The organism is Pseudarthrobacter sp. NPDC058196 (assembly GCF_042882685.1).
In the GTDB taxonomy this organism is placed as follows: Bacteria; Actinomycetota; Actinomycetes; order Actinomycetales; family Micrococcaceae; genus Arthrobacter.
The window spans coordinates 94,766-105,571 of sequence record NZ_JBHVVN010000015.1; the positions used below are offsets into that span (position 1 = coordinate 94,766).

The 10,806-nt window shown below is 67.7% G+C and carries 9 protein-coding genes; 4 read left to right on the forward strand and 5 right to left on the reverse strand.

From position 1 onward, the window contains the following. Position 1 precedes the first annotated feature (1 nt). From tsaB to ACFVVC_RS19630, 4 genes are read right to left on the reverse strand one after another with little or no spacing between them, the layout of a single operon-like run. The gene (tsaB, locus tag ACFVVC_RS19615) at positions 2-673 is read right to left on the reverse strand and encodes a tRNA (adenosine(37)-N6)-threonylcarbamoyltransferase complex dimerization subunit type 1 TsaB (RefSeq protein WP_387457130.1); all 672 of its coding nucleotides are present in this window, start codon (positions 671-673) and stop codon (positions 2-4) included. Beyond that, the gene (gene tsaE, locus ACFVVC_RS19620) at positions 667-1,278 is read right to left on the reverse strand and encodes a tRNA (adenosine(37)-N6)-threonylcarbamoyltransferase complex ATPase subunit type 1 TsaE (protein WP_387457133.1); all 612 of its coding nucleotides are present in this window, start codon (positions 1,276-1,278) and stop codon (positions 667-669) included. Before tsaE ends, tsaB begins: the two co-directional genes overlap by 7 nt. Further along, positions 1,275-2,513: an alanine racemase gene (gene alr / locus ACFVVC_RS19625; protein ID WP_387457136.1), complete on the reverse strand. Its 1,239-nt coding sequence runs from the start codon at positions 2,511-2,513 to the stop codon at positions 1,275-1,277. The genes tsaE and alr overlap by 4 nt, the downstream gene beginning before the upstream one ends. A gap of 57 nt (positions 2,514-2,570) precedes the next feature. Continuing rightward, positions 2,571-3,662, reverse strand: a complete 1,092-nt coding sequence (locus tag ACFVVC_RS19630; RefSeq protein WP_387457172.1) for a carbohydrate kinase family protein — start codon at positions 3,660-3,662, stop codon at positions 2,571-2,573. A gap of 91 nt (positions 3,663-3,753) precedes the next feature. Between ACFVVC_RS19630 and ACFVVC_RS19635 the strand changes: the two genes are divergently transcribed. The 4 genes from ACFVVC_RS19635 (at position 3,754) to ACFVVC_RS19650 (ending at position 9,408) form a co-directional block, all read left to right on the forward strand. Next, the gene (locus ACFVVC_RS19635) at positions 3,754-5,208 is read left to right on the forward strand and encodes a 6-phospho-beta-glucosidase (protein ID WP_387457139.1); all 1,455 of its coding nucleotides are present in this window, start codon (positions 3,754-3,756) and stop codon (positions 5,206-5,208) included. A gap of 64 nt (positions 5,209-5,272) precedes the next feature. Beyond that, positions 5,273-6,538 (forward strand): D-inositol-3-phosphate glycosyltransferase, encoded by a 1,266-nt coding sequence (gene mshA, locus ACFVVC_RS19640; protein ID WP_387457142.1) that lies wholly within the window; start codon positions 5,273-5,275, stop codon positions 6,536-6,538. A 120-nt stretch (positions 6,539-6,658) separates the two neighbouring features. Next, positions 6,659-8,335, forward strand: a complete 1,677-nt coding sequence (locus tag ACFVVC_RS19645) for a formate--tetrahydrofolate ligase (protein ID WP_387457145.1) — start codon at positions 6,659-6,661, stop codon at positions 8,333-8,335. Between the two features lie 749 nt (positions 8,336-9,084). Continuing rightward, positions 9,085-9,408, forward strand: a complete 324-nt coding sequence (locus tag ACFVVC_RS19650) for a hypothetical protein (RefSeq protein ID WP_387457148.1) — start codon at positions 9,085-9,087, stop codon at positions 9,406-9,408. Positions 9,409-9,591: 183 nt separating this feature from the next. Here the strand turns inward: ACFVVC_RS19650 and ACFVVC_RS19655 are convergent, their stop codons facing one another. Beyond that, positions 9,592-10,677, reverse strand: coding sequence for an inositol-3-phosphate synthase (locus ACFVVC_RS19655; RefSeq protein WP_387457151.1), 1,086 nt, complete (start codon positions 10,675-10,677; stop codon positions 9,592-9,594). Positions 10,678-10,806 lie beyond the last annotated feature (129 nt).

A 10,806-nucleotide genomic window follows, 5' to 3' on the forward strand; every position in this document is an offset into this window, starting at 1 on the left:
GTCACAGTGCCCTCTTCCGTGGTCCGGGGACCTGGGCGTCCGATTCGCGCAGGTACAGGGGGGTGGAGTCCAAGAGGGCTTCCCCGGACGCCAACCTGGCGAGGGCGAACTGGCCAAGGTACAGCGCATCCGGCTGCTCGGCGGCGAACTCCGGGTGGGCTTTCAGGACGTCGCCGTACAGCCCGGCACCGGCACCGAACGCGGGCAGGTCAGGCAGGGCCGCGGCGAAACTGACGTGCGGCCCGTCTTGGAGCAGGGGCAACTGGCCATCGGCCAAGCTGTAGCGGGCCCAGTAGACCTCCTTGCGCCGGGCATCGGTGACCACCAGGAATTCCGGAACGGCAGCGGTGGATTCGGCTACTTCCAGGGCTACGGCATCCAGGCTCATCAGGCCGTGCAGGGGCTTGCCCCAAACGAACGCAAGTGTGCGGGCCGTGGCAATGCCCGAACGCAGCCCCGTGAACGGTCCGGGGCCGACGCCCACCACCAGGGCATCGATGTCCGCGCCGTTGACTCCGGCCTCGGACAGCATGGCGTCGATCCCGGGGGCGAGCACCTCGGCGTGGCTGCGGGTGTCCGCCGTCGCGAAGCTCGCGAGCACGCTTTCAGGGGCGTCGTCGGACACCAGGGCGGCGCTGGCCACCGCGGAGGTGTCAATGGCGAGGATCAGCATGGGAGTCCCCCTTCAAAACCGCCCAGCGCCGGTACCGTCGCCCAGCGGGGCCCGTATCCGCGCACCACGATGGTTCGCGGTTCGTCGGTGTCGTCGTCAAAGTCCAGGATTCCGGACGCGCCGCCCGTGGTGCCGGCGTCACCGGGGGCTTCCGCGGCGCTGCCAAGACCGATGGCGCGGTGCAGGTCGATCTCGAGGCGGCTCTCGCTCAGGTGCTCCACCCGGTCATGGCCCCACTCCACCACGGTCACCGACGAGTCCATCGTGTTCTCGAGGTCGATGTCATCAATCTCAGCCGCAGATCCCAACCGGTAGGCATCTACGTGCACCAGGTCCGGGCCGCCGGGACGGGGACCGTCCGGAAGGTTGGGGTGGATGCGGACCAGGACGAAGGTGGGCGAAATGATGCCCGCGCGGACACCCAGCCCTTCCCCCAGGCCCTGGGTAAAAGTGGTTTTTCCGGCGCCAAGTTCACCGGAGAGCACCAGCAGGTCTCCGGCCTGCAGTACCTCCGCCACGTGGCGGCCGAACGCCTGCGTCTGCTCCGCCGTCGTGGCCGTCAGCGCCTTTTCCCAGTTGGCGGCCGGCTGCCCTGTCCCGCTCACGCCGTCCCCGCTTGACCGGGTACGTCCGCCAGGCCGGGGCTGCTGCCGGCCGGCTGGTCCTCATTGATGAAGCGGCGCGGTACCCGGGGGCTGATGCGGGTGACGATTTCGTAGTTGATGGTCCCTGCCGCCTGTGCCCAGTCGTCAGCCGTGGGACCGCCGTCGGCACCGTCCCCGAACAGCTCCGCTTCGGCACCGGGCAGGCCGGAATCTGCGGCCGCCGGCCCAAGGTCGATGACCATCTGGTCCATCGCGATCCGCCCCACCACCGGGTAGGTCTTCCCGGCCACGCGGACGGGCCCGCCGGTGGCGGCGCGCGGGACGCCGTCGGCATAGCCCAGCGGAATCAATGCCAGGGTGCTGGCCTCCTTGGTCCGGTAGTGCAGGCCGTAGGAAACGCCCTGCCCGGCGGGAACCCCCTTGCACTGGGACACCAGCGTCCGAAGCGTCATGGCAGGGCGGAGGCCAAGCTCCGCGGATGCCTGCCCCTCGAACGGCGAGAGCCCGTAGATGCCCAGGCCAACCCGCACCAGGTCAAAGTGGGTATCCGGCCGGGACAAGGTGGCGGGGGTGTTGGCCAGGTGCCGGACTTCCGGATCAACGCCCGCGTCCTCGGCAATGGCCAGCGCTTCCCGGAACGCCGCCAACTGGTCATCAGTTTCAGGGCGGTCGGGCTCATCGGCCACGGCAAGGTGGGAGAAGATTCCCACCACGCGAAGCAGTCCTTGGTCCTGGTATTCCACGGCTTCGCCCACCAGGCGGTCCCAGGCTTCGGGGGTGGCACCGTTGCGCCCCAGGCCGGTGTCCACCTTGAGGTGCACCCGGGCCGGACGCTCTTGTTCGCGGGCGGCAGCAACGATCCGTTCCAGTTCCCACCCCGAGCAGCCAATGTCGACGCCGGCAGCAACGGCGGCGCCAAAGTTGCTGTCGGTGGTGTGCAGCCAGGCCAGCAGCGGTGCGTCGATGCCGGCGGCCCGGAGCGCAAGGGCTTCGGAAATGTGGGCCACCCCCAGCCAGGTGGCGCCCGCCTGCAGGGCCGCGCGGGCCACGGGAACGGCGCCGTGCCCGTAGGCGTCGGCCTTGACCACGGCCATGACGTTCGCGGGGGAAGCGGCGTCGGCCAGCCGGCCGACGTTGTGCCGGATGGCGTCCAGGTCGATCACGGCGGACCGTTCGTGGCGGGGGTCCGGCCCGGAGGCAGCACTGAATTCACCGTTTGTTGCGGGGTAAGTCACCTAAGTGATTCTAGTGCGGGCACTTCGCGCCGAATAATCGGCGGCAGCCTGGGCGCCTCAGGCGTCCGAAAGGTGCGCGATGGTGGCGGCCGCCCTGCGCTGGGCTGCGAGCGGCACGTCCTGGACGATGTCCGCGAGGAAGCCGAAGCGCCGCAGCCACTGGCTCGTCTGCCGTTCAGGGCGGGCGTTGGCGCGTTTCCACCAGTCGGCGATGTCCCCCCAGCCCGGGGCTGCCAGCGATCCGCCTACCTCCTGGACCGCCAACGAGGCACACAGGTTGGCGAACCGCAGCCGGTCCCCCAGTGGCCAACCGGCCAAGGTGCCCACAATGAACGCGGCGTCGAAGCAGTCGCCGGCCCCCGTTGGGTCATGCGCCTTGACCGGGAGGGACGGAACCCATTCCTCCTCCCCGGTCTGGGAATCAACCGCCATGGCGCCCTGGGCGCCGAGCGTCACCACAGCCACCGGAACCCGGTCCGCCAGCGCGTAGAGGGCACTCCAGGGGTTGTCCTTGCCGGTGAGCGCCATGGCCTCGCGCTGGTTGGGCAGGAAGGCGTAAAAGTGCTGCAGGTTCTCGAGCCGCACCGGTGCCCACTCCCCGCTGGGATCCCAGCCAACGTCGCCGAACAGCCGGACTCCCGCCGCGTGGGCGGCCTTCGCCCACGGTTCCACTTCCACACCCAGCTCCGCGATGCCGGCCAGCGCCGGGGGTGGCTCCCCGATCAGCTCGGAGTTGGTCACCGGTGCTGAATGGCCGTGGGTGACCATCGAGCGGTCCTGGTCCACGCACAGGGATACCGTCACCGGGGAATGCCAGCCCGGGACGCGGCGGGAGAGGCTGAGGTCCACATGTTCCTGGCTGGACAGGATCTTCCAGTTGAAGTCGCCGTACCCGTCATCGCCGAAAGCTGCCGCCAGCCCGGTGCGCAGGCCCAGCCTGGCGGCGGCGATGGCCTGGTTTGCCACCCCACCCGGGCAGCTGCCCATGCCGTCGCTCCAGACTTCCGTTCCGGGCTCCGGCCCGTGCGGCAGGCCGGTGAAGATGATGTCCTGGAAAACGGTCCCGGCCAGCAACAGATCGAAGCCCGGCTCGACGGGTGAACGGACGGCGGCCAGGGGATCGAACGGGCGTGCGGGAATCGCGTCCATGTTCGGCACAATACGCTGTGCCGCCATGCCGCGGTAGGGGCGGAGGAACGGTGTGGACAAGCTGTCCGGCCCGGGTCCTAGACTGCATGGTATGCGGCTTCTGATTGCGGGCGGCGGGGGTTTTCGTGTGCCCCTGATATATCGGGCACTGACGTCAGGCCGCTATTCCGGGCTGGTCACCGAGGTGGTCCTGTACGACGTCGATCCTGCCCGGCTCAAAGCCGTCACGGCCGTTCTGGCCAGCATGTCCGGCGGCTCGGGTGCCGGGCCTGCCGTGCACGCCACTACCGATCCCGCCGGGGCCCTGGCCGGAGCTTCCATGGTGTTCGCCGCGATCCGGCCCGGCGGCACCGCAGGCCGGATCATCGATGAAAAGGTGCCGCAGGGCCTGGGCCTGCTCGGCCAGGAAACCACGGGAGCCGGCGGGATTTCGTACGCCCTGCGGACCATTCCCCCCATGCTCGAGCTGGCCCGGCTGATGCGGGAACACTGTCCGGACGCGTGGCTGATCAATTTCACCAACCCCGCGGGGATGGTCACGGAGGCGCTGCTCCCCGTCCTGGGGCACCGGGTCATCGGAATCTGCGATTCAGCGGCCGGCCTGGTGCAGCGGGCTGCTTCGGCCGCCGGTGTCCCCCTGCCGGAGGGACGATTGAGCGGCGTCGGCTACTACGGGCTGAACCATCTTGGCTGGCTGTACCGGCTGGAAGCGGGCGGCCGGGACGTGCTGCCGGACCTGCTCGCCAGCGCGCCGGCCCTCCAGTCGTTCGAAGAAGGCAGGCTCTTCCCGGAGCCATTCCTTGCCAGCCTGGGCATGCTCCCCAACGAATACCTGTACTACTACTATCGGCGCGACGCCGCCCGGCAAGCCATGGACGCCATGGCGCAGACCCGCGGCGAGGCCATCCACAGCCAGCAGCAGGAGCTGTATCCCCGGCTTGCCGCAGCCGGCCCGGACGCCTACCGGCTGTGGGAAGAGGCCCGCAGGTCCCGCGAAGAGGGATACCTGGCCGAAGCCCGGGGTGCCGGCGAGCGCCGGAACGAGGAAGACCTGGCCGGCGGCGGCTACGAGCGTGTTGCCCTCGCAGCCATGCGCGCCCTCGCCGGCGGCGGGGACACGCAGCTGATCCTCAACACCCGCAACGTCCTCCCGGCCGCCGGCCAATCCGCCGAAGCGGCCGCGGAACGTCCCGCTCCCCTGCCGGCCACGGCAGACCCGGGTATTCCCCAACCCGCCATCCCCGGCCTGCCGGCGGACGCCGTCGTCGAGGTTCCGTGCACTGTCACCCCCGCCGGCGCCGTCCCCCTGCCCCAGCAAGCGCCCGCCGGACCGCAGCTCGAACTGATCCGGCAGGTCAAGGACGTCGAACGGCTCACCGTCCTGGCTGCTACCGAGGGCAACCGTGACGCCGCCGTGCAGGCCTTCGCCCGGCACCCGCTCGTGGCTTCGACGGACCTGGCCGCCCGGCTGCTGGACGGTTACGAGCAGGCTTTTCCGGCGCTGGGGAAGATCTGGGCGGGCGGCGGGCGTTGGGTGAAGGAGTAATGTTTTATCGAATGTGCACTCGACCGGCTCCGCTCACGCGCGCCGGCGGCCGGAAGGAGGTCCCGTGGCACTGATCCGCAGGGTCGCTTTGCTCTCCCTCCACACCTCCCCCATGGAACAGCCGGGCTCCGGCGATGCCGGCGGAATGAACGTCTATATCCGTGAGCTGGCTTCGGCGCTGGCGGAGGCCGGGGTTGAGGTGGAAATCTTTACGCGCGCCACCTCCGCCGACCAGCCCGCCGTCGAACACCCGGATCCCGGCGTCTGCGTTCACAACGTCCTGGCCGGACCGCCCACCAAGGTCCCCAAGGAGGAGCTGCCGGGCTTGCTGCACGCCATGGTGGCGGAAATCGAGCAGATCCGCCGCCGCCAGCCGCACGGCCGGTACGACGTCATCCATTCGCACTACTGGGTATCCGGGATCGCCGGCCTGGAGCTGTCACGGCTCTGGGACGTGCCGCTGGTGCACACCATGCACACCATGGCAAAAGTGAAGAACCTGCTGCTGGAGTCCGGCGAACAGCCCGAACCCCGCCGGCGCGAACTGGGCGAGCACCGCATCGTGGAGGGCGCGGCCAGGCTTATCGCCAACACCAGTTCCGAGGCCGCCGAACTCGTATCCCACTACGGTGCCACCTACGACCGGATCGACATCGCGCCGCCCGGGGTGGACCTGAGCACCTTCACCCCGGCATTCCGGGCGCGGTCCCGGGCGCAGCACGGCGTCAGCTCCGACACCTTCCACTTGGTGTTCGCGGGCCGGATCCAGCGGCTCAAGGGTCCGCAGGTCCTGGTCAAGGCCGCGGCACTGCTGCGGAAACGCCGCCCGGACATCGACCTTCGGGTCACCATCCTGGGCGCCTTGAGCGGCAACAAGGAATTCAACCTCCGCTGCCTGGTGGCGGAGGCGGGAATGGACGACGTCGTCACGCAGCTTCCGCCGGTGAAGGCACCTGAGCTTGCATCCTGGTTCCGCGCGGCAGACGTGGTGGTGATGCCTTCCTTCAGCGAGTCCTTCGGACTCGTGGCGCTTGAGGCCCAAGCCTGCGGGACGCCCGTGGTGGCCACCCGGGTGGGCGGCCTGTCCCGCGCAATTTTCCATGGCCGGACCGGTTTGCTGGTGGACGGCCATCACGCGGCCGACTGGGCCGACGCGCTGGAGGCCCTCTACGACGACCCCGCCACCCGCGAGGACCTGGGCCGGGCCGCCGCCATCCGTGCCCAGAGCTCCGGCTGGCAGCGCACTGCGGCCATCACGCTCGAAAGCTACCATGCCGCCGTCGACCATTACTCGGGGCACCGCCTCGCCCCGGCGGTGCCCGCCTCCTGACGACCGTCCGCACCTGCTTCGAATGCCGGTCCCGCTGACGGCTGTTCCTCCGGGCCTGGCCCGGGTGCTGTTAGCTTAGGGGCAGGTGTCCGGCGCCGGCCGGTACAGGAAAGGACAACGATGTCTGGTCTGCCTTCTGATCTTGAGATTGCCCGCGCTGCCCGGATCCGGCCCATCGGAGAGATCGCGGCTGCGGCCGGGATCAATGCCGACGCCCTGGAACTGTACGGGCGGTACAAGGCGAAGATCGATCCGGCCAGGCTCCAGGCCCCCGCCCCGCACGGCAAGGTGGTGCTGGTCTCGGCGATGTCCCCCACCCCGGCCGGCGAGGGGAAGTCCACCACCACCGTGGGACTGGCCGATTCCCTGGCCCGCGCAGGCCACAAGGTGATGATTGCGCTCCGGGAGCCGTCCCTGGGACCCGTGCTCGGGATGAAGGGCGGCGCCACCGGCGGGGGTTACTCGCAGGTGCTGCCCATGGACGAGATCAACCTGCACTTCACCGGCGACTTCCATGCCATCACCTCGGCCAACAACGCGCTCATGGCGTTGGTGGACAACCACATCTACCAGGGCAACGCGCTGAACATCGATCCGCGCCGGATGACGTTCAAGCGCGTGCTGGACATGAACGACCGGGCGCTGCGCGAGGTGGTCATCGGGCTGGGCGGCCCCACGCAGGGTGTACCGCGGCAGGACGGATTCGACATCACCGTGGCGTCCGAAATCATGGCCGTCTTCTGCCTGGCCACGGACCTGTCGGATCTGCGGACGCGGCTGGGCCGGATCACGTTCGGCTACACCTACGACCGGACTCCGGTGACGGTGGCAGACCTGGGTGTCGAGGGTGCCCTGACCCTGCTCTTAAAGGAGGCGGTCAAGCCCAACCTGGTGCAGACCATCGCGGGAACTCCCGCCTTGGTGCACGGCGGTCCGTTCGCCAATATCGCGCACGGCTGCAACTCGCTCATTGCCACCCAAACCGCGCGGCGGCTGGCGGACCTCGTGGTGACGGAAGCCGGTTTCGGCGCCGACCTGGGAGCCGAGAAGTTCATGGACATCAAGGCGCGGTACGGCGGCCTAGCCCCCTCCGCCGTCGTAGTGGTGGCGACGGTGCGTGCCCTCAAAATGCAAGGCGGCGTGGCCAAGGACGCATTGACGCGCCCGGACCTGGCCGCACTTGAGGCAGGCGTGGCGAACCTGCGCCGGCACGTCCACAACGTGGAGAAGTTCGGGGTCACACCGGTGGTGGCCATCAACAAGTTCTCGTCCGATTCGCAGGAGGAACTGGACTGGCTGCTGGCCTGGTGCGCCGCGGAGGGAGTGCATGCCGCCGTCGCGGACGTGTGGGGCCGCGGCGGAGGGGGCGACGGCGGTGACGAGCTCGCGGCGCTGGTGGCACAGGCGGTGGACGCTCCCGGCAATTTCCGGCACCTGTACCCGCTGGAATTGTCGGTGGAGGACAAGATCCGGACCATCGCCCAGGAGATCTACGGGGCAGATGGGGTGGACTTCTCCGTGCCGGCCTTGAAACGGTTGGCCGATATCGAACGGAACGGCTGGAGTGGGCTGCCCGTGTGCATGGCCAAGACCCAGTACTCCTTCACGGACGACGCCTCCCGCCTGGGCGCCCCCAAGGGTTTCACCATCCACGTCCGCGACCTGCTGCCCAAGACCGGGGCTGGCTTCATCGTTGCGCTGACAGGCGCCGTGATGACCATGCCCGGCCTTCCACCCGTGCCGGCCGCGCTCCGCATGGACGTGGACGCCGACGGTAACGCGGTGGGCCTCACCTGAAACCCCCGCTCACCTTTGACGGGACTCCAACAAACCCCCGCTCACCTTTGACGGGACCGAATGAGTGCCTGTGGATAACTCCCGACGGTCGTCGGCTGCTTGAATAAGAATGCAGTATGCGATCACAGCCGCCGCTGCCCTCTCACCTGGCCAGCAGCCCGTTCACTCTCGAGAGTTCCAGGCGCGCGGGGTTACATTACAGCCGCTTGCGGCGCACAGACGTTGAGCGAGTAAGCCGAGGGCTCTATCGTCCGGCCGGTTGGGATTTCTGTTTGGAGGACGCTGCCCGCGGCCTGTCGGAGGCCACGCCTGGGGCGTGGGTTTCCCATGTCACCGCGGCTCGACTCCGGAGCTTCATCCTGCCGCCTTGGCTTACAGACTCCAACGAGCTGCACCTCAGCAAACCCAGTGGCCTTCCCGGAGCACGGAGAAGAGGGATTTCTGGACATCGGGTCATTGTGAAGCCTGGCGAGATTGAATTCGTGGAAGGGATTTGGCTCAGCACCAGGGGCCGGACGTGGCTGGATATGGCACGGCAACTCCCATTGAACGATTAGGTGGCCACGGGAGACCAACTCATCCGGATACCCCGGCCGGAATTCGAGGGCAGAGAGGGCTCGTACTCAACACTTGAGGAATTACGGGCTTTGGTGGCCCGACATCCAAATCTTCAGGGCGTTGTCCGTGCCCGGCAAGCACTGGACCTGATGCGGGTAGGGGCGGACTCTGCGCCGGAGACATTCCTTCGATTGTCCATGCTGGACGCTGGTCTTCCTGAACCGGAATTGCAGCTTGGACTTCGCCCGGGGGACCCCCGCTCGCCATCAGCCGACCTCGGCTTTCGCCAGCACAGAGTTGCCCTTCAGTACGACGGCGGCCATCACCTTTCAGAACCGCAGAAACGGATCGATCGGCGCAGGGACAAGGCCTTCGAACGAGCCGGTTGGGCCGTCATCATCGTCGACAAGACCGATCAGGATGACGGTTTCGCTGGTGCGCTCAAGAGAGTCAGGCACGCCCTCAGGAATTCCGCCACCAATCCTGTGACTGCCTCGGGCTTCGCCAACACGTGACCCACGCAGGAGGCGGGATTGCCCCGCCAGATGAGGGCGGAAAACACGTCAAAGCTGAGCGGGCGTTCGGGTAAAACACGTCAAAGGTGAGCGGGCGTTAGGGTAAAACATGTCAAAGGTGAGCGGGCGTGTTAAAACAAGGCGCTCCCCCACCCGTGGGTGAGGGAGCGCCCTAGAGAGGGGTTAGCGTTCGAGGTCGCCGCGGATGAAGGCTTCGACCTTTTCGCGGGCGAGGTCGTCGTTGAACTGCTCCGGCGGGGACTTCATGAAGTAGCTCGACGCCGACAGCAGCGGGCCGCCGATGCCACGGTCCAGGCCGATCTTCGCCGCACGGATGGCATCGATGATCACACCGGCCGAGTTCGGGGAGTCCCAGACTTCGAGCTTGTACTCCAGCGAGACGGGGGCGTCACCGAAGTTCCGGCCCTCCAGGCGCACGAACGCCCACTTGCGGTCATCCAGCCACTGCACGTAGTCGGACGGGCCGATGTGCACGTCCTTGGCAGCCAGTTCGGCCTCAACGTTCGAGGTCACGGCCTGGGTCTTGGAGATCTTCTTCGACTCGAGCCGATCGCGCTCGAGCATGTTCTTGAAGTCCATGTTTCCGCCGACGTTCAGCTGGTAAGTCCGGTCCAGGGTCACGCCGCGGTCTTCGAACAGCTTGGCCATGACGCGGTGCGTGATGGTCGCACCGATCTGGCTCTTGATGTCGTCACCCACGATCGGCACGCCTGCGGCAGTGAACTTGTCAGCCCAGGCCTTGGTCCCGGCGATGAAGACCGGCAGTGCATTGACGAAGGCCACGCCGGCGTCGATTGCGGCCTGCGCGTAGAACTCCGCCGCCTGCTGGGAACCCACGGGCAGGTAGCAGACCAGGACATCAACCTTGGCGTCCTTGAGCGCCTGGACCACGTCCACGGGCTCTTCGGTGGATTCCTCAATGGTCTCGAGGTAGTACTTGCCCAGCCCGTCCAGGGTGTGGCCGCGCTGGACCGTCACACCCGTGGGCGGGACGTCGGCGATCTTGATGGTGTTGTTCTCGCTGGCCAGGATGGCGTCAGAAAGGTCAACGCCGACCTTCTTGCCGTCAACATCGAACGCGGCAACGAACTGAACGTCGCCAACGTGGTACTGGCCAAACTCAACATGCATCAGGCCCGGAACGGTCTCCGCGGGATCGGCATCCTTGTAGTACTGGACGCCCTGCACCAGCGAAGCGGCGCAGTTACCCACGCCAACGATTGCAACACGGATCGGATGTGAAGACACAAAACTCCTTTGGGAACAAACGTCAGCCGGCCGGGTATGGCTCCGCAGGAAGTCCGACGGCGGCCGGCTGGCACGGCGCCGCACGGCGCCTTTTCATACTACCCAACGCAGCGGGACCCGGCGCTTTTG

Bases quoted from the DNA above. Each gene is read 5' to 3' on its own strand.
- ACFVVC_RS19645 (WP_387457145.1), top strand. From the start codon at position 6,659: ATGTCTGGTCTGCCTTCTGATCTTGAGATTGCCCGCGCTGCCCGGATC.
- ACFVVC_RS19630 (WP_387457172.1), bottom strand. From the start codon at position 3,662: ATGGACGCGATTCCCGCACGCCCGTTCGATCCCCTGGCCGCCGTCCGT.
- ACFVVC_RS19635 (WP_387457139.1), top strand. From the start codon at position 3,754: ATGCGGCTTCTGATTGCGGGCGGCGGGGGTTTTCGTGTGCCCCTGATA.
- tsaB (WP_387457130.1), bottom strand. From the start codon at position 673: ATGCTGATCCTCGCCATTGACACCTCCGCGGTGGCCAGCGCCGCCCTG.